This window comes from Micromonospora sp. NPDC049645 (assembly GCF_040675155.1).
Taxonomy (GTDB): domain Bacteria; phylum Actinomycetota; class Actinomycetes; order Mycobacteriales; family Micromonosporaceae; genus Micromonospora.
This window is the reverse complement of the sequence record NZ_JBFAOI010000008.1, coordinates 215,077-238,640: the sequence shown is the minus strand read 5'-3', so window position 1 is coordinate 238,640 and position 23,564 is coordinate 215,077. Positions and strand designations below refer to the sequence as shown.

19 protein-coding genes are annotated in these 23,564 nt (G+C 73.1%); 11 read left to right on the top strand and 8 right to left on the bottom strand.

Features of this window, described 5'->3' with window-relative positions; all coding sequences use genetic code 11:
• Positions 1-7: 7 nt before the first annotated feature.
• Together AB0J33_RS20040 and AB0J33_RS20035 are read right to left on the bottom strand one after the other, a co-directional pair.
• A complete protein-coding gene (locus AB0J33_RS20040; RefSeq protein WP_363615577.1) occupies positions 8-1,801 on the bottom strand; it encodes an HD domain-containing protein in 1,794 nt (597 codons plus the stop codon).
• A 127-nt stretch (positions 1,802-1,928) separates the two neighbouring features.
• Positions 1,929-3,683, bottom strand: a complete 1,755-nt coding sequence (locus AB0J33_RS20035; protein ID WP_363615500.1) for a DEDD exonuclease domain-containing protein — start codon at positions 3,681-3,683, stop codon at positions 1,929-1,931.
• Between the two features lie 127 nt (positions 3,684-3,810).
• On the opposite strand from AB0J33_RS20035, the gene AB0J33_RS20030 reads away from it, so the two are divergent.
• The 5 genes from AB0J33_RS20030 (at position 3,811) to AB0J33_RS20010 (ending at position 9,104) form a co-directional block, all read left to right on the top strand.
• Positions 3,811-5,265 carry an NYN domain-containing protein gene (locus tag AB0J33_RS20030; protein ID WP_363615499.1) on the top strand — a complete coding sequence of 485 codons (1,455 nt, stop codon included), beginning with the start codon at positions 3,811-3,813 and terminating at the stop codon, positions 5,263-5,265.
• A 194-nt stretch (positions 5,266-5,459) separates the two neighbouring features.
• On the top strand, positions 5,460-6,179 hold the full coding sequence (locus AB0J33_RS20025; protein WP_363615498.1) for a DinB family protein: 720 nt from the start codon (positions 5,460-5,462) through the stop codon (positions 6,177-6,179).
• A gap of 223 nt (positions 6,180-6,402) precedes the next feature.
• Complete coding sequence (locus tag AB0J33_RS20020) at positions 6,403-6,621, top strand: hypothetical protein (RefSeq protein ID WP_363615497.1); 219 nt, start codon at positions 6,403-6,405, stop codon at positions 6,619-6,621.
• Between the two features lie 102 nt (positions 6,622-6,723).
• Positions 6,724-7,983, top strand: coding sequence for a M48 family metalloprotease (locus tag AB0J33_RS20015; RefSeq protein ID WP_363615496.1), 1,260 nt, complete (start codon positions 6,724-6,726; stop codon positions 7,981-7,983).
• Positions 7,980-9,104, top strand: coding sequence for a glycosyltransferase family 4 protein (locus AB0J33_RS20010; RefSeq protein WP_363615495.1), 1,125 nt, complete (start codon positions 7,980-7,982; stop codon positions 9,102-9,104). The genes AB0J33_RS20015 and AB0J33_RS20010 overlap by 4 nt, the downstream gene beginning before the upstream one ends.
• 522 nt (positions 9,105-9,626) lie before the next feature.
• On the opposite strand, the gene AB0J33_RS20005 is transcribed toward AB0J33_RS20010, so the two are convergent.
• The 5 genes from AB0J33_RS20005 to AB0J33_RS19985 form a co-directional block, all read right to left on the bottom strand.
• Entirely contained in the window at positions 9,627-11,285 is a 1,659-nt protein-coding gene (locus AB0J33_RS20005) for a bifunctional diguanylate cyclase/phosphodiesterase (protein ID WP_363615576.1), read from the bottom strand.
• 79 nt (positions 11,286-11,364) lie between these two features.
• The gene (locus AB0J33_RS20000; RefSeq protein ID WP_363615494.1) at positions 11,365-12,174 is read right to left on the bottom strand and encodes an SAM-dependent methyltransferase; all 810 of its coding nucleotides are present in this window, start codon (positions 12,172-12,174) and stop codon (positions 11,365-11,367) included.
• A 186-nt stretch (positions 12,175-12,360) separates the two neighbouring features.
• Positions 12,361-13,029: a response regulator transcription factor gene (locus AB0J33_RS19995; protein WP_030337723.1), complete on the bottom strand. Its 669-nt coding sequence runs from the start codon at positions 13,027-13,029 to the stop codon at positions 12,361-12,363.
• Between the two features lie 7 nt (positions 13,030-13,036).
• The gene (locus AB0J33_RS19990; protein ID WP_363615493.1) at positions 13,037-14,728 is read right to left on the bottom strand and encodes a GAF domain-containing sensor histidine kinase; all 1,692 of its coding nucleotides are present in this window, start codon (positions 14,726-14,728) and stop codon (positions 13,037-13,039) included.
• A gap of 14 nt (positions 14,729-14,742) precedes the next feature.
• Positions 14,743-16,557, bottom strand: coding sequence for a long-chain fatty acid--CoA ligase (locus AB0J33_RS19985; RefSeq protein WP_363615492.1), 1,815 nt, complete (start codon positions 16,555-16,557; stop codon positions 14,743-14,745).
• Positions 16,558-16,682: 125 nt separating this feature from the next.
• Here AB0J33_RS19985 and AB0J33_RS19980 point away from each other — a divergent pair, with 125 nt between their 5' ends.
• The 6 genes from AB0J33_RS19980 (at position 16,683) to AB0J33_RS19955 (ending at position 21,986) form a co-directional block, all read left to right on the top strand.
• Positions 16,683-17,138: an SRPBCC family protein gene (locus AB0J33_RS19980; RefSeq protein WP_363615491.1), complete on the top strand. Its 456-nt coding sequence runs from the start codon at positions 16,683-16,685 to the stop codon at positions 17,136-17,138.
• Positions 17,139-17,169: 31 nt separating this feature from the next.
• Positions 17,170-17,874: a hypothetical protein gene (locus AB0J33_RS19975; protein WP_363615490.1), complete on the top strand. Its 705-nt coding sequence runs from the start codon at positions 17,170-17,172 to the stop codon at positions 17,872-17,874.
• 75 nt (positions 17,875-17,949) lie between these two features.
• Positions 17,950-18,897: an ROK family glucokinase gene (locus tag AB0J33_RS19970; protein WP_363615489.1), complete on the top strand. Its 948-nt coding sequence runs from the start codon at positions 17,950-17,952 to the stop codon at positions 18,895-18,897.
• Positions 18,894-19,601, top strand: coding sequence for an endonuclease/exonuclease/phosphatase family protein (locus AB0J33_RS19965; RefSeq protein WP_363615575.1), 708 nt, complete (start codon positions 18,894-18,896; stop codon positions 19,599-19,601). The genes AB0J33_RS19970 and AB0J33_RS19965 overlap by 4 nt, the downstream gene beginning before the upstream one ends.
• A 117-nt stretch (positions 19,602-19,718) precedes the next feature.
• Complete coding sequence (locus AB0J33_RS19960) at positions 19,719-21,125, top strand: NAD(P)-binding domain-containing protein (protein ID WP_363615488.1); 1,407 nt, start codon at positions 19,719-19,721, stop codon at positions 21,123-21,125.
• Positions 21,126-21,191: 66 nt separating this feature from the next.
• A complete protein-coding gene (locus tag AB0J33_RS19955; protein WP_363615574.1) occupies positions 21,192-21,986 on the top strand; it encodes an alpha/beta fold hydrolase in 795 nt (264 codons plus the stop codon).
• A gap of 23 nt (positions 21,987-22,009) precedes the next feature.
• Here AB0J33_RS19955 and AB0J33_RS19950 read toward each other — a convergent pair whose 3' ends face one another.
• Complete coding sequence (locus tag AB0J33_RS19950; RefSeq protein ID WP_363615487.1) at positions 22,010-23,506, bottom strand: trehalose-6-phosphate synthase; 1,497 nt, start codon at positions 23,504-23,506, stop codon at positions 22,010-22,012.
• Positions 23,507-23,564: the final 58 nt, after the last annotated feature.

Here is a 23,564-nt window from a genome sequence, read left to right as displayed (position 1 = left end):
GGCCGGGTCACTGTCGATGGTCGACCAGGTCGATGAGCTGGCGGACCACGGTGTCCGGTTCGATCACCCGGTCGAAGACCGCGACCAGCAGGGTCTCCAGGTCGGGATAGCCCAACTCCTCGGAGAGGCGCAACAGCGGCAGGTCACTGGCGAGACCCCGGTTGTGCTGACGCAGCGCGAGCCCGATGGTGGCCCGACCGAGGCGGACCTTGTCGCTGATCGTGATGCCCGGCTCGGTGTGCTCGGCGAACCACCGGTTGATCTGCATCTGCGCGTGCGGCGACTTGACGAAGCTCAGCCACTCCCGGCGGGGACCGCGCGGCGCCACCCCGGCCTCGAAGCCGTTGTCGCCGTCGTTCTCGGTGAAGATCTCCACCACGTCGCCCTCGTCCAGCTCCGAGCTGAGTGGGGCCAGCCGACCGTTGATCCGTGCGGCCAGGCAGTGGTCGCCCCGGTCGTTGCCCAACTCGTAGGCGAGGTCGACCGGCGTGGCGCCGGCCGGCAGCACGATCTGCCGCCCGTCGGCGAAGACCTGGATCTGCCCCTCGGCCAGGTCGCAGCGCAGCGACTCGTAGAACTGTGCCGGGTCGGCGGCGTCCGGCTCCCAGTCGAGCACTCGGCGCAGCCAGTCCAGCTGCTCGGCCCGGGCCGCCGCGCTGCCGCTGCCCGAGCGGGGGAACCGGAAGTCGGCGGCGATGCCGTACTCGGCTGAGCGGTGCATCTCCTCGGTGCGGATCAGCACCTCCACCGTGCGGTCCTGCGGGCCGCAGACGCTGGTGTGCAGCGAACGGTAGAGGTTGTTCTTCGGTGAGGCGATGAAGTCCTTGAAACGGCCGGGAATCGGTCGCCAGGTGCCGTGGATCGCGCCCAGGGCGGCGTAACAGTCGGTCGGCGGGCCGTCGACCACCACCACGATGCGGGGCAGGTCGTACGGGGCGGTGTGACCGCCGGCGATGGTGTCCTTCCAGATCGAGTAGAGGTGCCGGGGACGGGGGCTCACCTCGGCGTCGACCCGGCTGCGGCGCAGCGCCACCCGGGCCCGGGTGACCACCGAGTCGAGGTAGCTGTCCCAGCCGGGCCGGTCGTGCACGTGCCGGGCCAGCCGGGCGTGCTCGTCGGGCTCGAGGTGCAGCAGCACCACGTCGTCCAGCTCGCGCTTGAGGGTCTGGATGCCCAGCCGGTCGCACAGCGGGACCAGCACCTCCTGGGTCTTGCGGGCGATCCGTTCCCGCGACGACGCCGAGCGCACCCCGAGGGTACGCATGTTGTGCAGCCGGTCGGCCAGCTTGATGATCAGCACCCGGACGTCCTTGGCGGCCGCGACGATCATCTTGCGGATCGTCTCCGCCTCGGCGGCCTTGCCGTAGAACGCCTTGTCGAACTTGGTCACCCCGTCGACCAGGTGGGCCACCTCGCCGCCGAAGTCCTCGGAGAGGGCCTGGAGGGTGTAGCGGGTGTCCTCCACGGTGTCGTGCAGCAGCGCGGCGACCAGGGTGGTGGTGTCCATCCCCAGCTCGGCGCAGATCTGCGCCACCGCGAGGGGGTGGGTGATGTACGGTTCCCCGCTCTTGCGGAACTGCCCGCGGTGCATGTTCTCCGCGATCGTGTAGGCACGGCGCAGCACGGCGGGGTCGGTGCCGGCGTGGATGCCCCGGTGGGTGCGGACCAGCTGGGTGACCGGGTCGGAGTCGGTGGTCGGCCAGCTGAGCAGCGACCGCAGCCGGCGGGTGAGCGGCAGCTCACCCGGCTGTGTCGGCAGGGCGCCCCCCAGGGCGGCGCCGTGTCCGGCGTCGACGTCCACGAGGGACACCTCCTCACCCCGGCTCCGCATCGCCGGAAGCCGGCGGCGGGAGCAGGCCCACGAATCGGGCAGGACTGCACTTCTCTAACAGCCTAAGCGAGTCGACGTAGTCCGATCGGTCAGTTGGTCATGAGCGTTCGGTCGAGAGTTGGTGGGACGCGCCGTTCTCGGCCTTCGCCAGCAGGTCACGGAACCGGCCCGCGCCACCTGCCGGCGACGACCAACCGGAGGACATCTCGACCAGTCGGGTCTCCGGTCGCTCCAACCAGGACAGGATCCGCTCGGACTCCTCGGCGGTGGCCGCCGGCACCGGGCCGTGCCCGCCCGACACCGTCTCCGCGGTGGCCCGGATGGCGGACAACGTGGGCCGCGGGTGCACGCCCGGCGGGGACACCCCGGCGCCGGCCAGTCGCCCGTGCCGGACCAGCGCCAACTCCCAGCCGCCCCGGGCGGCCGGCCGGGCGGCGGCCAACTCGGCGATCCCGGTCAGCGCGGCCAGCCGCTGCATCCGCACGGTGGCCCGCAGCACGGCCGCCAGCCGGGACCGCACCACGGCGGCCTCCTCGTAGCGCTGGTCGCGGGAGAGCACGTCGATCCGGGCGAGCAGCGCGTCCACCACCGGCTGGGGGTCGCTCGCGGTGGCGGTGCGGAACGGCGCGGCGGCGCTGTCGTCGTACTCCTCGGGGGTGATCTTGTGCTCGCAGGGCGCCGGGCAGCGACCCAGCTCGGCCAGCGCGCAGGCCGGCGTGACGGTGCGCAGCGAGAGCCGGTGCGTGCACTGGCGCAGCGGCACCGCGTCGTGGAAACCGGCGGCGGCCAGCTCGGCGGCCCGCCGGGAGGTGAACGGCCCGAGGTACGCGGTGTCGGTGGGGGAGAGGTCGCGGACGATCGACAGGCGAGGGTACGGCCCCTCGGTCAGCTTGAGCCAGACCATCCTTTCCGGATATTTGCTCCGCCGGTTGTACGGCGGGGCGTGCGCGGCGATCAGCCGCAGCTCGCGGACCTCCGCCTCCAACGAGTGGGCGCACTCCACCGCCTCGACCCGCTCGGCCGCGCCCAACATCTCGGAGATCCGGGCGCGCTTCTCCCCGGCGGTGAAGTAACTGCGCACCCGGGTGGCGATGTCGACGGACGTGCCCACGTAGAGCGGCCGGTCGTCGGCGGCCCGGAAGATGTAGACCCCGGGGACCTTGGGCAGCCCCTCGGCCAGGTGCCGTTTGCGGCGCTGGGTGGGGGTGACCGCCCGGGCGAACTCGATGGCGTCGCCGACCGTGTCCACCCGGTGCCCGCCGAGCCGGCCGATCAGCCCGTGCAGCACGTCGACGGTGGCCTTCGCGTCGTCCAGGGCCCGGTGGGTGGGCTGGGTCGCGGTGCGGAAGAAGGCGGCCAGGGTGCCGAGCTTGCGGTTGGGCACCTCGTCGCGGGTCAACACCCGGCGGGCGAGCGCCGCCGTGTCCAGCACCCGCGGGTTGGGCCAGCGGTAGCCGTGCTTCGCGCAGGCGGCCTTGAGGAAGCCCACGTCGTACGGGGCGTTGTGCGCCACCAGCACCGCGTCGTCGATGAACTCCAGGAAGCTCGGCAGCACCTGCTCGATCGGTGGCGCCGGCACCAGCATCGCCTGGGTGATGCCGGTCAGCACGGTGATGAAGGGCGGGATCGGCTGCCCCGGGTTGACCAGGGTCGCCAGCACCCCCAACTGCTCGCCACCGCGCACCTTGACCGCGCCGATCTCGGTGATGCCGCCGCCGTCCGGCGCGCCGCCGGTGGTCTCCAGGTCGACCACCACGAAGGTGGTGGCGTAGAGCGGCAGCGCCGGGTCCACCCCGCCCACCGCCGGGTCGAGACCGGCCAGTGACTCCTGGACGTACTCCGCCTGTGCCATCGGCGGCACGCTAGCGCCACGGTCCGACACTCCCGTCGCAGCCGTCCCATGCGTCACCATGGGGCTAGGATGAGAGATCGGCTCACTCACCGGGCGGTGGGCCCGGTCGCGGTGGGAGACTTGCCACATGCCCCTCACCGAGCCGTACGACGACCACCTCCCGCAGGAGGATCCGGTCGCGCTCGACGGTGCCGTGGGCAACCCGGACGACAACGTAGTCAGCGACACATCGGGCGCATCCGACCCCACGACGGCGGGCGACGGCCCCGGCGTCGAGCCGGAGCCGACCCTGCCCGAGCCGGTCCGGCAGCGGATCGTGACACTCACCGCGGCGGTGCTGCCCACCCTCCCCGCCGACGAGGTGCCGGTGCCGTTGCGCCGGGTGGCCAAGTTCGCCCCCAACCGGCGGGCCCGGCTCGGCGCGCCGGCCATCGCCGCCCAGCTCACCGCTGACCCGCTGTTCCGGCAGCGGGTCACCGCGCGGGTCCTGGCCGACGTCGGTGATCTCGGTGCGGCCGTGGTCGAGGGCACGGCTCCGGCCGCCGCCGACCCGGTCGAGGTGGCCGCGCTGGCCTACCTGGCCCGCCCGCGTGGCTGGCGGGAGCTGATCGACGCCAGCGGCGCCGCGGTGCGCGCCGAGGCGGACAGCGCCGTCGTCGCCGAGCTGGTCCGCGAGGCCGAGCAGCGGGCCACCCGCGCCGAGCACGACCGCGCGGTGGCCCGGGTCGAGGCCGAGAAGCTTCGCGACGAGCTGGCCCGCGTCCGCGAGGAGTTGGGCCAGCTACGCGAGGAGTCCCGGCAGGTGGCGCGCACCCTGCGGGAGACCCAGGCCCGCGAGCGGAAGGCCACCGAGCTGCTGGCCACCGAGCGCGGCCGGGCCGCTCGCGCCAGCGCCGATGTGGACGCCGAGCTGCGCCGCGCCCGGGCCCGACTGGCCGAGGCCGAGGCCGCCGCCGGGGTGGCCCGGGCCAGCGCCAAGGAAGCCCGCTCGGTCGACGACGCCCGGCTCTGGCTGCTGCTGGAGACCATCGGCCAGGCCGCCGTCGGGTTGCGCCGGGAGTTGGCGCTCGACCCGGTCGACAAGCTCCCCGCCGACTTCGTCGCCGACGCGTTCGCCGAGCAGCCGGGCACCGCCCCGCCCGGCCCCGCCGCCCGGGCCCGCGACACCGACGACCCGGCCCGACTCGACCAACTGCTCGCCCTGCCCCGGGCGCACCTGGTGGTGGACGGTTACAACGTCACCAAGCGCGGCTTCGGCGAGATGTCCCTGGAGCAGCAACGCAAACGACTGATCACCGGGCTGGGCGGGATCGCCGCGCAGACCGGCGACGAGGTCACCGTGGTCTTCGACGGCGCCGAGCGAATGCACGGGCTGCCGCCCGCGCCACGCGGCGTACGGGTGCTCTTCTCCCGCAAGGGCGAGACCGCCGACGAGCTGATCCGACGGCTGGTCCGCGCCGAGCCGGCGGGTCGGCCGGTGGTCGTGATCTCGTCGGACCGCGAGGTCGCCGACGGGGTACGCCGACACGGGGCCTACCCGCTGGGTGCGGACTCGCTGCTGCGGCGGCTCGCCCGCTCCTGACCTCGTCCGCGGAGGTGTTGGGGGCCCAGCCGCCACCAGTGCCGTGATCGACACGAGTTACATGAAGTCGGGGTGTCCGGCCGCTCGCAACAGCCCGTCTTCATCGAACTCGGAGTGGACGTGACCTGTCGGACGGTGCCTCTGTCGTACCCGAGGGCTAGCGTCGCCGCTGTCGCCGACGAGAGGGAGTTGCCATGGCAGCGGATGACGCCAAGGTCTTCGTCGACCGGGATCTGCGAGGTGCCCGGTTCACCAGGTCGACGCTGGCCGGTGCGGTGATGCGCGGCGTCGACGTGGACGGTCTGGACATCGACGCGCCGTGGCTGGCCGAGGGCACGTTCCTGATCAACGGTGTCGATGTGGTGCCGTTGGTCGAGGCCGAGCTGAACCGACGGTTTCCCGGGCGTGAGCTCAGGCAGGCCAACGACCCGGACGACCTCCGGGCGGGGTGGGCCGCGGCCGAACGGGCCTGGGCGGCGGCCGTCGACCGGGCCGTCTCGATGCCCGAGGGTGCTGTCGACGTCTCGGTCGACGGGGAGTGGTCGTTCGCGCAGACGCTGCGCCATCTCGCGTTCGCCGCCGACACCTGGCTGGGCGAGTCGATCCGGCGACTGCCGCAGCCCTTCCACCCGCTCGGGCAACCCCATGCCGAGTACGAGACCGAGGGCTTCGACATGTCGGTCTTCGCCGTCGAGCAGCCGACGTTCGCCGAGATCCTCGAGCTGCGGACCGAGCGGCAGGCGATGGTGCGCGACTTTCTGGCGACCGTCACGCCGGACCTGCTCGCGGAGACCCGGCCGGCCGCCTGGTGGCCCGAGAGGCAGGTGTCCGTCCGGCACTGCCTCCACGTGATCTACCAGGAGGAGTGGCAGCACCTCCGCTACGCGCTGCGTGACCTCGACGCGCAGGACTGAGACCACGACACCGTCTGGCGGATAGCTGACGGGTTCGGTGATGTCGGTTGTTCCGGTCGGGCGGGATACCCCGATTTTGTTGATCTGGAGTGGATCTGGTCCCGTAACGGACGGTCGGATGGAGTTCCTGTCGTACCCGGTGGTTAGTGTCGATGTGACCGACGGTGCTCGGTCGGCGACGACGGGTCGTCGGCCGGGTGCCGCGAGCCGATCAGGAGGCGTGATGCTCATCGACTGCGACCGGTGCGCGAAGCGGGCCGACGGCTGCTCCGGCTGCCCGCTGACCGCCCTGTTCGACGAGACGTCCCCGGCGGCCGGGCTGGTCGCCGCCGAGGTCGAGGCCATCGAGGTGTTCGCCCGGGCCGGCTTCGACGTGGAAGTGCTGGCCGCGCCCGCGCGCCCGGAGCCGGCGCGCCGCCCTGGCCCCCGCCGGGTCGCCTGAGCGCGACACCGCGCCCGGAAGCGGGCTTCTCCCGGGCCATAGGATGAGCGGTCACGGCGGGAGGAGCGGGGCGATGAGCAGGGCAAAACGGGCGGTGACGCGGTGACCCCGCGCGGCTGGGCGCTGTTGGCCCTGGCCGGGCTGACCGTCGCGCTGGTCGTGCTGACCGCGCTGCTCATCCCATGGCACCGACCGCCGGCACCCCGGGCCGATCAGCTCGCCGCGCTCGGTGACCTGCCGGCCGAGCAGGTGGCCAAGGGTCGGGAGTTCCGGGCCGCGCTGCGCCCCGGCGGCTATGCCGCGCTCGCCGCCGGGCTGTTGATCGCCCTCGCGCTCGGGCTGACCCCGCTGGGCGGTCGCCTGGTCGAGCTGGTGGGTCGGCCGTTCGGCGGGCACTGGGCCGCGCAGGCGGTGCTCGGCGGGCTGGCCGTGGTGCTCGTCGCCGACCTGGTGACGCTGCCGTTCGCCGCCTGGCGCCAGAGCGTGCTCACCCGCTACGGGTTGAGCACCAACGGCTGGAGCGGCTGGGCGGTCGACCTGCTCAAGTCGTACGCGGTCAGCGCGGTGATCGGCGCGGTGGCGCTGTTCGGCTTCTACGCGGTCATCCGGCTCGCGCCGCGTTGGTGGTGGGCGTTCGGCGCGGCCGGCGCCGCGCTACTGGTGGTGCTGCTGTCGTTCGTGCTGCCGGTGCTGGTGGAGCCGGTGTTCAACCGGTTCACCCCGATGGAGCAGGGCGCGCTGCGCACCGAGTTGATGAGCATGGCCGCCCGCGACGGGGTGCCGGTGCGCGACGTGCTGGTCGCCGACGCCTCCCGCCGCACCAGGGCGGTCAACGCGTACGTGTCCGGTCTCGGCCCGACCCGGCGGGTGGTCGTCTACGACACGCTGCTGCGCGAGGCGACCCCGGCCGAGGTGACCGCGGTCGTGGCACACGAGTTGGGGCACGCGAAGGACTCCGACGTGGCGGTCGGCACGCTGACCGGGGCGCTGGGTGCCGCGGCGGCCGTGGTGGCGCTCTACCTGCTCGGCTCGTGGGGCCCACTGCTGCGGCTGGCCGGTGTCGACTCGGTGGCCCAACCGCGTGCGTTTCCGTTACTCGTCGCCCTGGTCACGGTGGCCGGGCTGGTCGCCGCGCCGGTGCAGGCGCTGATGTCCCGACGGGTGGAGGCACGGGCCGACGCGCACGCGCTCGCGCTCACCGACGACCCGGAGTCCTTCGAGTCGATGCAACGCCGGCTCGGCTCGGTCAACCTCGGCGACCCCGACCCGCCCCGCTGGGAATACCTCTATTCGGCCTCGCATCCGTCCACCGTGGAGCGGATGGCCGCCGCCCGCGCGTACGCCCGGGAGGCCGGTCGATGAGTCGCACCCTGCTGATCACCAACGACTTCCCGCCCCGCCCGGGTGGGATCCAGTCCTTCGTGCACAACCTCGCGCTGCGTCAACCGGCCGGCTCGGTGGTCGTCTACGCGTCCAGCTGGCGCGGGGCCGCGAAGTTCGACGCCGACCAGCCGTTCGAGGTGATCCGGGAGCGCACCCGGGTGCTGTTACCCACCCCGCTGATCGCCCGCAGGGCGGCGCGGCTGGCTCGCGCGTACGACTGCGACACGGTGTGGTTCGGCGCGGCGGCCCCGCTGGGGCTGCTCGCGGCCGGGCTGCGGCGGCGGGCCGGCATCCGCCGGGTGGTGGCGCAGACCCACGGCCACGAGGTCGGCTGGGCGGCGGTTCCGGCCGCCCGGCCGGCGTTGCGGCGCATCGGTCGGGGTGTGGACGTGACCACCTACCTCGGTGAGTACACCCGTAGCCGGTTGGCGCGCGTGCTGGACGGGGTGACCGAGCTGCGCCGTCTCGCGCCCGGCGTCGACGTGGACACCTACCACCCGACCGTGGACGGCGAGCAGGTCCGGGCCCGGCTCGGGTTGACCGACCGGCCGGTGGTGGTGTGTGTGTCCCGGCTGGTGCCGCGCAAGGGTCAGGACACGCTGATCCGGGCACTGCCGGAGATCCGCCGCCGGGTGCCCGACGCCGCGCTGCTGATCGTCGGCGGCGGGCCCTACCGGGCGACCCTGGAGAAGCTGGCCCGGCAGACCGGCGTGGAGCGGGACGTGGTGTTCACCGGGACGGTGCCGTCGGTCGAGCTGCCGGCGCACTACGCCGCCGGCGACGTCTACGCGATGCCGTGTCGCACCCGCAACCGTGGCGTCGACGTGGAGGGGCTGGGCATCGTCTACCTGGAAGCCTCCGCGACCGGCCTGCCGGTGGTCGCCGGTGACTCCGGCGGCGCACCGGACGCGGTCCGCGAGGGGGAGACCGGCTACGTCGTACGCGGCCGTGACGTCGCCCAGCTCGCCGACCGGGTCGCCCGGCTGCTCGCCGACCGGGACCTGGCCCGGCAACTGGGCGCGGCCGGTCGGGCATGGGTGGAACGGGAGTGGCGCTGGGAGGCGCAGGCGGAACGGATGAGGGCGTTGCTCGCCGGCTGATCGACGGTCAGCTCTCCCGGGGCAGCAGCCGCCCGGACCGCGGCCGTCGAAGTACTCGGCCTTGGCCCAGAAGGTGGACGTGTCGCGGCGTCGCTGTGCCACCAGGTCGTGCCGGCGCTCTCCCGCAGCGGCGCCGCCGACTGGCCTCGCGATCGAGGCTCAGCCCGCGCGTCATCGAGTTGTCGCTGAACGGTATACCTGTGAGTCATATTTATGCCCGTGAGGTATACCGGCCCCCAGTGATCTGGCGGCTCGACGGAGGACCCGGCGATCCGGGGTGAGCTGGCGACATGGTGATGGGAACTCCGAAGGCAGCACATCGATGCCCAACGAACACATCGGACACATTGCGATCACTTCCGCGTGATCCACTCGGGTTCCCTGAAGTCGGGGTGTCCCGGCCTCAAGACGCCCCGACTTCAGGGAAAGACGAGTCGATCATGCTCGTCGGCCCGGCCCGGGTGTGGGCCGAGCCGGGCCGGGCGTGGCGAGGCCGGGTCGGGCCGAGGTGGGCCGTCGTAGTCAGCGGATGCGGGCCAGGATGCGATCGGCGGGCGCCGGGCGGCCGAAGTGCCAACCCTGGGCGGCGTCGCAGCCGATCGCCCGCAACCGTTCGGCCTGCCCGGCGGTCTCCACCCCCTCGGCGGTGACCGTCAGGTCGAGCGCGTGCGCCAGCGAGACCAGCGAGGCAAGGATCCGCTCGTCGGTGCGGCCCACCGACGGCGATCGCAGACCGGCCACGAACTCACCGGCCACCTTCAGCTCGGTCACCGGCAGGTCCCGCAGGTACGCCAGGTTGCTGTAGCCGGTGCCGAAGTCGTCGATGGCGATTCGCACCCCGAGGTCGGCCAGGACCCGTAGGGCGCGGACCGGCTCCTTGGCGGTGCTCATCATCGTGCTCTCGGTGATCTCCAGTTGGAGTCGTTCCGGCGGCAGGCCGGTCTGCCGCAGGAGCGCGAGGACCTCCTGCACCAACCCGGGCCGGTGCACCTGCCGCACCGCCAGGTTGACGCTGACGAACGGCGCGGCGGCGCCCCCGGCCGACCACGCCTCGGCCTCGCGGCACGCCTCGGCCAGCACCCACCCGCCCAGCTGGACGATCAGGCCGGTCTCCTCGGCCAACCCGATGAAGCTGTCCGGACGCAGCACCCCCAACTCCGGGTGCCGCCAACGGACCAGCGCCTCCACGCCGACCAGGCTGCCGTCGCGCAGTGAGGTCAGCGGCTGGTAGTCGAGGTAGAACTCGCCCCGCTCCAACGCCGCCGGAATGGCCGCGGAGAGCGCGTAGCGGGCCAGCTCACGTTGGTTGCGCTCAGCGTCGTAGAGCGCCCAACGCGCCCCACCGGCGGACTTCGCCCAGTGCAGGGTGCTGTCGGCGGCCCGCATCAGGTCCGTCGGGTTGGCCCCGGCCACCTGACGCTCGACGATGCCGATGCTCGCCGAGATCTGCAGCTCGTGCCCGTCGACCAGCGCCGGCGTCCGCACCGCCGCGAGCGCGGTCTCGGCCACCGCCACCATGTCGTCGGTGCCGCCGGTGCGCTCCACCAGGATGACGAACTCGTCGCCGCCGAGCCGGGCCACCAGGTGCTCACCCATGGCCTTGCGCAGCCGCTCGGCCACCGTAACCAGCAGCAGGTCACCGACCTGGTGCCCCAGAGTGTCGTTGACGACCTTGAACCGGTCCAGGTCCAGGAAGCACACCCCGACCCGTTGCGCCCCCCGGCCCGGCTCGTTCAGCGCGGCGGTGAGTCGCTCGGTGAACAGCGTCCGGTTGGGCAGCTCGGTCAGCGGGTCGTGGGTGGCCTGATGCCGGAACCGGGCCTCGCTGGCCCGCAGCGCCCGCTCGGCCTGTGTGCGGGCCCGCATCGCGGCCCGGCGGATCGACTCCTGCTCGTCGAGCGTCCGGTCGCGCAGCGCGCGGGCGTAACCGGTCGCCACGGCCGCCAGCAGGCGGGCCATCCGGTCCTCGACGTCCTCGGCCACCAACCCCAGGTCGCGCACCAACCGCAGCTGGATGACCTCGACGGTACGGCCCAGCCCCTCGGCGGAGGCGATGTGCGCGGCGACCAACTCGGCACCGACCCGGTGCCCGGCCCGCAGATCGAACGGGTCGGTGAGCAACGCGCCGGCCAGTTGCCCGGTGAGCCGGTCCAGCAGGGTCTCCAACTGGGCCTGGGTCATCGGCAGGTAACTGGTGCCGGAGACCGCCTTCGCCCAGGCCCGCGCGAACGTGCCCGGGTGGGAGGTCACCCCCGGCGGCTCAGTCACCGAGGCGCCCGACGCCGCCCATGAAGACCGCTTGCTCGGCGTTCTCGGCGCTCTCCGGAGTGTCCGGTCGCCACTCGGGCACCCAGACCACGCCGGGGTCGAGCAACTCGAAGCCGTCGAACAGGGCGGTCAGCTCGGCGCGGCTACGCACCCACAGCGGGTTGTCGGTGCGCCGGTAGACCCGCTCCGCCACCGCGCGCTCGTCCTCGCTGCGCCCGTCGTCGCTGGCCTGCGACAGCACCAGATAGCTGCCGGGAGCCAACGCGTCCCGCAGCGTCCGCAGCAGCTGCGCCGGTCGGTCGTCGTCGGAGACGAAGTGCAGGACGGCCACGACCATCACGGCCACCGGCTGGCTCAGGTCCAGCAGCTTGCGCACGTCCGGATGGGCCAGGATCGCCTCCGGGTGGCGCAGGTCCTCCTGCACCACGGCGGCCCGCTCGTTGCCGGCCAGGATCTCGCGACTGTGCGCCACCGCCACCGGGTCGACGTCCACATAGACCACCCGCGACTGCGGGTCGAGCCGCTGGGCGATCTCGTGCACGTTACCGACGGTCGGGATGCCCGAACCGATGTCCAGGAACTGCCGGATCCCGGCGTCGGCGAGGTGGTGCACGGCGCGGCGCAGGAACGCCCGGTTGGCCTGGGCCATCAGGGGCGCCTCGGGCACCGCCGCGACCATCGCCTGCGCCGCGGCCCGGTCGGCGGCGAAGTTGTGCGACCCACCGAGGTAGTAGTCGTACATCCGCGCGACGCTCGGGCGCTCGATGTCGATGGTGTCGGGTGCCCAGTCCGGCCGCTGCATGCGTTCACCCCTCGAGTCCGCGACGCGAGCTTCGGCGCCCGCGCGGGTATTGTGCACCCGCCAGGCACGCCAGACCATAGCGCGCCGAAGGTTGGCCGCCGACGTCGGTCGATACGCGGCGGCCCGCGCCGGCCGAAGCTGGCGCGGACCGTCAATCGCGTCGTCCCGCTCGACGAACGCGGCGGGTCAGAACTTCGGTGCGTCCGGTGCCTCGAGCAGGCCGAGCCGGAGCGCGGTCATCAGGGCCTGGGCCCGGTTGGCAGCGCCGAGCTTCTCGTAGAGCTTGGAAATGTGCGTCTTCGCCGTGGACTCGCTGACGAACAGCTGCTTGGCGATGCCGGCCACGCTCATCCCGTCGGCGAGCAGCCGCAGCACCTGCCCCTCCCGCGGGGACAACTGCGGGCCGGACGGGGCGAGCCGGCGCTTCATCGCCTCGGCCAGGTCGGCGGCGGTGAACGCGCTGGGGGAGGAGGCGGCGTGCCGTGCGGCGGCCACCACCTCGTCGGCCGGGGCGGTCTTCGGCACGAAGGCGCTCGCGCCGGCCTCCAGGGCGCCGAAGAGCTGGTCGTCGCCGGCATACATGGTCAGCACCACGATGCCCATCGAGGCGCTGGACTTGCGCAGCGCGCGGGTGGCCTCCAGGCCGCTGCCGTCGGGCAGCCGCAGATCCATGATCACCACGTCCGGCTGCAGGGCGCCGGCCTGGCGTACGCCCTCCGCCGCCGTGGCCGCCTCACCGACGACCTCGAACTGGCGGTCGCGCTCGAAGGCGTGCCGCAGGCCCTTGCGAATCAGGTCATGATCGTCAACAAGGAGGACCTTGGTGCGGGTGGCCGGTATCGGACTTGTGGTCATCCTCGGGTTACTCCCCTTCTGGTGCTGCGCTGCCGCGCACGTTATCGCGCCGGGCCGAGGTGCCGAGAACCACCGCCACGGTCGTGCCGCTGGGTTGCCGCGGCCTGATCTCCAACCGGCCCCGGATACGTTCCGCCCTCTCGGCCATGATCGCAAGACCGTACCGTCCGTCGGGGCGCTGGTCAGCCATCCCCTGACCGTCATCCGACACTTCTATTTGCGCGTACGGGGGGTCGACCTCACACGTGACCCACAAATTCGACGCCCCGGCGTGCTTGCGGGCGTTGGTCACCGCCTCCTGCGCGATGCGCAGCAACTCGGCCTCGGTGGCGGCCGGCAGCCGGGCGGTGGACTCGTCCAGCGAGAGATGCACCCGCAGCCCGCCGGACGCGCCGACCGTGCGCGCGTACTCGGCGATCGCCGCGGCCAACCCACCCTGCCGGTCCACCTCGCTGCGCAGCTCGAAGAGGCTCAGCCGCAGCTCCTGGATCACCCGGGTCACCTCGCCGCGCAGCGTACGCAGGGCCTCGGCGGTCTCGTCGGCGTCGTCGAAGACGGTGGCCATGGCGTTGTCGATGCCGTAGCCGACCATCACCAGCTCCTGCGCCACCCCGTCGTGGATCTCCCGGGCCAGCCGCTGCCGCTCCTCGTTGGTGGCCAGCGAGCGCACCTCGTCGAAGAGCAGCGCCGCCTCCAGTCGCAGCGCGGCCGGGCGGGTCAGCGCGGTCACCCGGGACACCACCGGCGGCGGGTACGCGTGCGCGGCGTCCGCCTCCAGCACCACCAGCCCCACCGTGCGCACCCCGGCGACCAGCGGAACGATCAGCGCGGACACGTCGCCGCCACGGTGTGAGCGGGACTGCGACCGGGCGGCCGTGGTGGCCTGCTGGGTGGCCCAGGCGTCGGCGATCGCCGAGTCGGCGTCCAGCGTCGTCTCCCAGTCCACCCGGTCGACGCCGGCCTGGGCGAGCACCACGAGTCGGCCCCCGCCGCTGGCCGACAGGACCGCGCCGCGGTCCGCGCGGGCCACCGTGCGCAGCTCCTCCAACAGGTGCTCGGAGATGCCGCCCGGGTCCAGTGTCGCCCCGGGCAGCTGCCGGGCGACCGTCCGCAGCTGGGTCAGCAGTCGGGTGGCCTCGGCGTACGGCTGGGGTTTGCCCTCACCGCGCACCGCCATCACCCGGTGCAGGGTGCCGGCGGCGTAGAGCCCCAGCGCCGCCAGGATCAGCCACTGCGCGCAGACCGCGAGGTAACCCGGCTGGCCGAGCTGCGGCCCCGCGCCGACCTGGGTCACCGCGCCGCTGACCAGCAGGGTGGCGGCGGTGACCGCGAGCAGGGCGGCGCCCTCGGCGAAGCGGCGGCGCAGCGCGGTGACGGTCACCGGGACCGCCAGGTAGGGCAGCACCGCCGAGGCACCCAGGCCGTCGACCGTGCCGCCGATGGACGCGACCGCGGCGACGTGACTCGCGGCCAACCCCAGCACCACCACCTCGGCCACCCGGCTCAGCGGGCCGATCAGCCGGTGCTGCGGCGCCAGCAGCGACGGCAGCCCGGCCACCGCCAGCAGCGCGATCCACCACAGCTGGGCGACGTCGCGGGTGGCGAACAGGGTCAGGATGGCGATCAGCGCCAGCATCACCAGGCGGGCGGCCGCGGCGAGGGGATGCGAGTGTGGTGCGGTGGCTGTGGATGCGGGCACGTGACGGATGGTAGTCAGCCTCGGTAGATATCGGCGATCTCTGCCGCGTACGTCTTCTGGACAACCTGACGTTTGACCTTGAGTGACGGGGTCAGTTCGCCGGTCGCCTCGGTGAAGTCGTGGGGCAGGACCCGGAACACCTTGATCGCTTCGGCCTTGGACACGGCCTGGTTCGCGTTGTCGATCGCGGCCTGGATCTCCTTGCGGAGTGCCTCGTGCTCACGCAGCTGCTCGATCGAGGTGTCGACGGGCATCCCGGCGCTCTCCAGCCAGTTCGGCAGCGCCTCCTCGTCGACGGTGACCAGGGCCGCGATGAACGGTTTCCGGTCACCGACCACCACACACTGGCTGATCAACGGGTGCGCCCGGACCAGGTCCTCCAGCACCGCCGGGGCGACGTTCTTGCCGCCGGCGGTGACGATCAGCTCCTTCTTGCGGCCGGTGATGCTCAGGTAGCCGTCGGAGTCGAGCTGGCCCAGGTCGCCGGTGCGGAACCAGCCGTCGGTGGTGATCGTCTCGGCCGTCGCGGTCTCGTTGCGCCAGTAACCCTGGAAGACCAAATCGCCGGAGATCAGGATCTCGCCGTCGTCCTCGATCCGCACGGTCACGCCCGGCAGCGGGCGGCCGACGCTGCCGATCCGGGTGCCGGTGGGCAGGTTGGCCGCGGCGGCGGGCGAGGTCTCGGTGAGGCCGTAGCCCTCCAGGACCGTCACGCCGACACCCCGGAAGAAGTGGCCGAGCCGGGCGCCGAGCGGCGCGCCGCCGGAGATCGCGTCCCGGCACCGCCCGCCGAGCGCGGCGCGTAGCTTGCGGTAGACCAGCCGGTCGAAGACCACGTGCTGGGCGCGCAGCGCCAGGCCCGGGCCGCCGGGGGTCTCCAGGGCCTCGCTGTACGCGATGGCGACCTGCTCGGCGCGGGCGAAGATGCCACTCTTGCCGTCCGCCTCGGCCTTCTGCTTGGCGGCGTTGTAGACCTTCTCGAACACCCGGGGTACGGAGAGCACGAACGTCGGCCGGAACGCCTGTAGCTCGGCGACCAGGTTCTTGGTGTCGGCGCAGTGCGCCATGGTGGCCCGCGCCTGCACCACGCCGATCTGGATGAGCCGGGCGAAGGCGTGCGCCAGCGGAAGGAAGAGCAGGGTGCTCGCGCCGGCGTTGAACAGGTTCGGCAGCACCGGCACCGCGTTGGCGATGTCGGCGTACATGTTGCGGTGGGTGAGCGCGCAGCCCTTGGGGCGGCCGGTGGTGCCGCTGGTGTAGATGATCGTGGCCAGGTCACCGGCGCGAACGGCCTTGCGCCGCCGCTCGACCTCGGCCAGCTCGACCGTCGCGCCGGCCGTGACCAGCTCGTCGACGCCGCCGCGTTCGAGCTGCCACACCTGGCCCAGCTCGGGCAGCCGGTGCCGGATGCCGGCGATCAGGGCGGCGTGCGCCTCGGTCTCCACGACCACGGCGACCGCGTTGGAGTCCTCGATGATCCAGGCGGCCTGCTCGGCGCTGGACGTCTCGTAGATCGGCACGGTCACCGCGCCGACGGCCCAGATGGCGTAGTCCAGCAGCGTCCACTCGTAGCGGGTACTGCTCATCAGGCCGACCCGGGAACCCGGCTCGATGCCCGCGGCGAGCAGCCCCCGGGCCACGGCGGCCACCTCGTCCCGGAACTGTAGGCAGGTCACGTCGGTCCAGGCGGTGACGGTGCCGTCGGCGCCCGGGGTGGGACGGGCGAACTGGACGGTGTCGGGCGCGACCTCCGCGTTGTCCCAGACCGGATCCGTGAGGTTGGCCGCGTCGCCGACGGTGACGATCGGCGGGACGGAGAACTCGCGCACCTGCACTCCTTCGTGCTCGCACTGGCCGGGACGGCCGCCGCCGTGGGCGTCGGCTGTGTCGAAACCTACCCGGCGGTCGGTCGGGGTGGGGCAGGCAGGAGGTACCCGCCGGGTAGCCTCCCCCCATGGCGGACTCTTCCACCCAGTCGATCATTATCGGCGCCGCACCGGATCGGGTGATGGCGGTCATCTCCGACTTCCCGCGCTACCCCGAGTGGACCGACGCGGTGCGGCGCGCCGAGGTCGTCGAGGAGTACGAGGACGGGTACGCCAGTCAGGTGCATTTCACCATCGACGCCGGGGTGATGGCCGACGACTACGTGCTCGCCTACGAGTACGCCGAGGACCTGTCCCGGATCGAGTGGCACCTGGTCGCCCCCTCGAAGATGCAGAAGGCCCAGCGCGGGTCGTACGACCTGGTGGGTAATCCGGACGGCAGCACCACGGTGACCTACACGCTGGAGGTCGACCTGTCGGTCGGCATGCTCGGGATGTTTCGGCGCAAAGCCGAGAAAATGATCATGGACACCGCGTTGAAGCAGCTCAAGCGCCGGGTAGAAGCAACCGGTGCGGCGCAGTGACGTGTCCGGTGGCACGGTAGAGGAGCCGACGATGGGCGGAACGGATCCGGGTTCGGCCCGGGAAGAGGCAGAGCGGCTGGTCGCCACCCTGCTCGCGGGGGCGCGACTGGCCTCCGCCGGCTCGGCGGGTGGTGCGTTCGGCTCGCTGGGCGGGATGCTGTCCGGTGTCCTCGGTCACAGCGCCGCTCCGGACGGGCGCTCCGGCGCGGGCGGTGCTTTCGCCACCGGTTCGGCCGAATGTTGCGTCTGCCCGGTCTGTCGGGGCATCGCCGCGTTGCGTGATCCGAGTCCGGAATTCGCCGAACGTCTCGCGACCGGCGCCGGAGACCTCGCCGCGGGCGTCGCCAGCCTGCTCCGCGCGTTCTCCCCGCCGGAACCGCCGGCGACGAGCCCGTCCGACCCGGTCTCCGCGCCGGGTGCCCGACCAGCGCCGGCACCCGGCGCGAGCACCGACGATGTGCTCCCGGAGCCGGCCCCGAGCACCGAGTCCCGCGCCACCGGCGACGACCACGTGTGGCGCGATGCCACCCGTACCGGGCATGATTCTCAGCCGGCACCGGAGCGGGAAGTCTGGTCGGTCGCCACCCGGACGGCGGACCCACTCGCCCCGGCCGCCGTACCACCCGTCGACGACGCCGGGCCGGCGACCGTTCCGGCACCGACCACCCGTCCCGTGGTGCCCGCCTCGCGGGTGCCCGATGGCACCGGCGCGGAAGCATCGGGCGACGGCGCCTGAGCGCGGGACATTCCGACCCGGACCGGCACTGGGCCGGCACGCGGGCGGACGGCACAGCAGAGGGGGGCGGCAGCGGTGACGCTGACCATCGGAGTCGACGTCGGTGGCACGAAGGTGGCCGGCGGTGTGGTGGACGACACCGGCACGGTCCTCGTGCAGACCCGACGGGACACCCCCGCCGATGACGTCGCCAAGACCCGCGACGTCATCATCGAACTGGTCGGCGAGCTGGCGGCCGGGCGGAGGATCGAGGCCGTCGGTATCGGCGCCGCCGGTTGGATCGACGCCAGCCGCTCGACGGTGCTCTTCGCCCCCAACCTGGCCTGGCGCGACGAACCGCTGCGCGAGTACGTCGGCGAGGCCGTCGGGCTCCCGGTGATCGTGGAGAACGACGGAAACGTCGCCGCCTGGGCCGAGTTCCGTTACGGCGCGGCCCGGGAAGCCGACGACTCGATGATCATGTTCACCATCGGCACCGGCGTGGGCGGCGGCGTCGTCCTCGGCGGCGAGCTGATGCGCGGGGCGCACGGCATCGCCGCCGAGCTGGGCCACATGCTGGCCGTGCCGGACGGACACCAGTGCGGCTGCGGTCGACTGGGCTGCATCGAGCAGTACGCCAGCGGCAGCGCCCTGGTCCGGTTCGCCCGCGCCGGCGCCCGGCAGGAGCCCAACCGGGCCACCGCCCTGCTGGACCTGGCCGGCGGCGAGGCCGAGGCGATCACCGGCCCGATGGTGACCGCCGCCGCGCAGGGCGGCGACCCGGTCTCCGCCGAGGCGTTCGCCCAGATCGGCCGGTGGCTGGGCACCAGCCTCGCCGACATGGCGCAGATCCTCGACCCGCAGACCCTGGTGGTCGGCGGCGGCGTGATCGACGCCGGTGACCTGCTGCTCGGCCCGACCCGCCGCTCGTACCTCGACGCGCTCGCCCAGCGTGGTCGCCTGCCGGTGGCCGAGGTGCTCCCGGCGCAGCTGGGCAACAGCGCCGGGGTGATCGGCGCCGCCGACCTGGCCCGCCGGATCTGAGGCGGTCCGGGATGAGCGTGCCGCTGCGGGTGGTCTCGTACAACATCCACAGCCAGCGTGACGACACCGCCGCGCTGGCTGCGGTGGTCCGGGCCGCGAAGCCGGACGTGGTGATCGTGCAGGAGGGGCCGCGCCGGTTCCGGTGGCGGCAGAAGTCCGCCACGCTGGCCGAGTCGTTCGGCCTGGTGGTCGCCGCCGGTGGGCTGCCCGCCCTGGGCAACCTGCTGTTGACCAGCCTGCGCGTCCAGGTGCGGGACACCCGCTGCCAGCGCTTCCCGCTGACCCCCGGCCGGCACCTGCGCGGTGCCGCGTACGCCGACTGCCGGGTCGGCGACGCCCGGTTCACCCTCGCCGGCTCGCACCTGTCCACCGACCCGGCCGAGCGGCCCGCCCAGGCCGCCGAGTTCAAGCGCGGCCTGGACGCGGCGACCAGCCCGGTGCTGGCCGGGGCGGACCTCAACGAGGGGCCGGACGGTCCCGCCTGGGCCACCGTGTCGCGCGGGTTGACCGACGCCGCGGTGGCGGCCGACCGGGCTGAGCGGCTCACCTACTCCTGCGCCGACCCGCGCCGCCGCATCGACGCCCTCTTCGTCGACCCGCGGATCACCGTGGCCGACTACGACGTGGTGGACACCCCGCAGACCCGCCGTGCCAGCGACCACTTCCCGGTCCTGGTCGACCTGCTGCTGCCCACCGACGGCTGACCCCCGACCCCGGCCCGCACGTCGAGTTGTCCGCCGCGGGACTGGACATCCGGCTCCGTTGTGGAGAGGATTTCGCGGCGACCGGCACGCCTGCCGTACCAAAAGGAGATCTCCCCGGTGTCCACCTCCACCGACCACGGCCGGCCCGACCCGGAGGCGACCTCGCCCGCGGCGAACAGCGACGGCCGCCCGGTCTCCGACCGGGGCGACACGGTCTGCGTCATCGGGGCCGGGGCCAGCGGCCTGACGGCCATCAAGAATCTGCGCGAGCACGGGTTCGGCGTGGACTGCTACGAGCGGGAGACGGGCGTCGGCGGCGCCTGGAACTGGCGGCACGACCGCAGCCCGGTGTACGCCAGCACCCACCTGATCTCGTCGAAGCCGTTCACCCAGTTCCCCGACTTCCCGATGCCGGACTCCTGGCCGGACTACCCGCACCACGGCCAACTGCTGTCGTACTTCGAGCGGTACGCCGACCACTTCGACCTGCGCTCGCACATCTGGTTCGGCACCGAGGTGATCCGGGTCGAGCCCGCCGCGGGGGACCGGTGGGACGTGACCACCCGCTCCACCGGCGGGTACGGCCCGGAACGCACCTCCCGCTACGCCGCCGTGGTGATCGCCAACGGCCACAACTGGTCGCCGAAGCTGCCCCGCTACGAGGGTCTCGAACAGTTCCGCGGCGAGATCATGCACGCCTCGTCCTACAAGGACCCGGCGCAGCTGCGCGGCAAGCGGGTGCTGGTCGTCGGCGCCGGCAACACCGGCTGCGACATCGCCGTCGAGGCCGCCCAGCAGGCGTCGCGTTGCTGGCACTCCACCCGGCGCGGCTACTGGTACGCCCCGAAGTACGTGCTCGGTCGTCCCGCCGACCAGGTCAACGACAGCCTGTTGGCGCTGCGGGTGCCGCTGCGGGTGCGTCAGTGGCTCTACCACTGGACGCTGCGGTTGACCGTCGGCGACCTGACCCGTTTCGGCCTGCCCAAGCCCGACCACCGGGTGTACGAGACGCACCCGATCGCGAACAGCCAGCTCGTCTACTACGTGGGCCACGGCGCGATCGGCCCGGTGCCGGACATCGCCCGGTTCCACCCGTACGCCGTGCAGCTGGCCGACGGCCGCGAGATCGACCCCGAGGTGGTCGTCTTCGCCACCGGCTACCTGCCGCGCTTCGAGTTCCTCGACGCGTCGGTGTTCGGCGACAGCGCGGGCGCGGGCCGACCCACGCTGTGGCTCAACGCGTTCACCCCCGGGCACCCGACGCTGGCGGTCGCCGGCCTGCTCCAGCCGGACTCCGGGCTGTTCACCCTGTCGCACTGGCAGACGGTGCTCTTCGCCCGACTGCTGCGGGCCCGCCGGGACCGGCCGGAGCGCGCCGCGGCGTTCGCGTCTCGGGTGCGGGACCGGGCCGGGGAGCGGTACTCCGGGCCGGTCAAGGAGAGCAGTCGGCACTGGTTCGAGGTCGGGCACGCCGACTACCTGCGCGCCGTCCAGCGCGCTCTGGTCGAGCTGGAGGGCAAGTGAGCAGGCCCGTGCGGGCGCGCGCCCTAGTTGCGAGCGAGAGGCAGATCGGTGACTGAGCTGCGGATCATGCGAGGCCGGGAGTGGTCCCGCCCGGTCCGGCCGGCCCGGCGGGAGGTGCTCAGCGCGGTCCCCGAACTGGAGGAGGGGCGTCCGCCGCTGCTCTTCGTTCCCGGCTTCGGGCACGGCGCGTGGGCGTTCGCCGAGCACTGGTTGGGTCACGCGGCGTCGCGGGGTTTCCCGGCGTACGCGGTGAGCCTGCGCGGGCACGGTGGCAGCGAGCCGGCGCCGGAGGCGACGCTGCGGGCGTACGCCCACGACGTGGTCCAGGTCGCGGCCAGCCTGCCGCGGCAGGCGGTGCTGGTGGGGCACGGCGCCGGGGCCCTGGTGGTGGCGCACGCGTTGGCCCGCTACCCGGCGCGGGGCGCGGTGCTGGTGGCACCGGTCTTCGGCGGCTGGGCAGTGTTGGGCGCGGCGCTGCGCCGCAACCCCGCGGGTACGCTGCCGGCGGTGTTCGGTGGGCCGTTGCGGCTCAACCGGGGGCAGTTGTTCAGCCGCGAGTTGCCCGACGAAGAGGCCCGGCGGCACGTGGCGCGTCTGGGCCGGGCGGGCCGGCGGGCGCAGTGGGCGCTGCTGGGTGCGCCGGCGGCCGAGCCGGCCGTGGGTGCGCCCCCGGTGCTGGTGCTGGGCAGCCCGGACGACCGGGTGGTGCCCGCGTCGACGTTGACCCGGGTGGCCCGCCGGTACGGTTCGGCGCCGCTGCTCTTCCCCGGGATGGGCCACGACCTGATGTTGGACGCCCGGTGGGCGGAGCCGATCGACGCGATCCTGGACTGGTTGGAGAAGGAGCCCGCGGCGCACTGAGCGCCCAGGCCGCCGACCGGCGGTCAGCCGCTGGCCTGGTGGGCGGCCGGGCTGCCGGTCGGGGTGGCCGGCCGGGGCACCAGAGCGGTGCCGTCGGGCCCGGTGTCGGCGCTGGTCAGGCGACTGACCAGCGCGCCGCCCTCGTCCAGCGCGCGGAGGTAGGAGCGGGCCCAGCCCCGGATGTCGTGCTGGTGCAGGTGGGCGCGCATGGCCCGCATCCGCTGGGTGGTGTCGGCGGGGTCGGCCCGCAGCGCCGCCCGGAGGCCCTGCTTGAGCCCCTCCAGGTCGTGCGGGTTGACCAGGTACGCCTGGGACAGCTCGGCGGCGGTGCCGGCGAACTCACTGAGCAGCAGAGCGCCCGTGTCGTCGACCCGCGCGGCCACGTACTCCTTGGCGACCAGGTTCATCCCGTCGCGTAGCGGGGTCACCGCCATCACGTCGGCGACCCGGTAGAGCGCGGCCAGCTCGGCCCGGTCGAAGGGCTGGGTGAGGTAGTGGATCGCCGGCTCGCCGACCCGGCCGAACTCGCCGTTGATCCGGCCAACCTCGCGCTCGATGCGTTCGCGCAGGATCTGGTACTGGCCGACGCGTTCCCGGCTCGGCATGGCGACCTGCACCAGCACGGTGTCGCGGACCTTGACGTCGCCGGTGGCGAGCAACTCGCTGTACGCCTTGAGGCGTTGCTCGATGCCCTTGGTGTAGTCCATCCGGTCCACGCTGAGGACGACCTGTCGGGGATTACCGAGATCCTGGCGGAGCCGGTGGGCCCGAGCGGCCACGTCCGGGCGGGCGGCCAGCGCGGCCATCTCGGCGGTGTCGATGGAGACCGGGAACGCGCCGATGCGCACCACCCGGTCGTCGATGCCGATCCGCCGGTCGGTGGCCGGCAGCTCCAGCACCCGCGTCACCAGCTGGGCGAAGTTGTGCGCCGCCTGCACGCGTTGGAAGCCGACCAGGTCGGCGCCGAGCATGCCGCGCAGCAGTTCGGCCCGGCGGGGCAGTTGCATGAACAGCTCGGGCGGTGGGAACGGCACGTGCAGGAAGAACCCGATGCGCAGGTCCGGGCGGAGCGCGCGCAGTTGACCGGGGACCAGTTGCAGGTGGTAATCCTGCACCCAGACCACCCCGCCCGGCTCGGCCACCTCGGCGGTCGCCTCGGCGAAGCGCTGGTTGACCCGCTGGTACGCCTCCCACCAGCGGCGGTGGTGCTGCGGCTGCTCGACGGAGTCGTGGTAGAGCGGCCAGAGGGTGGCGTTGGCGAACCCCTCGTAGTGGTCGCGCAGGTCTTCCGGGCTGAGCGCGACGGTGTGCATCCGTACGCCGTCCACGTCCGGCAGCGAGGGGGCCGGCCCGGTGCCGCCGGCCCAGCCGACCCAGGTCGCCGGGGTGTGCCGCAGCAGCGGGTGTAGCGCGCTGACCAGCCCACCTGGGCTGCGCCGCCATTCGCAGGCCCCGTCGGGCGCCTGATTGTCGTCGATGGGGAGGCGGTTGGCCACCACCACGAGAGAACTCTGTCGCATCTCGGGCATTCCGATCAGCAGAGGACTGACCGCCGCGAGCAAGGAAAAACCGGTCAGT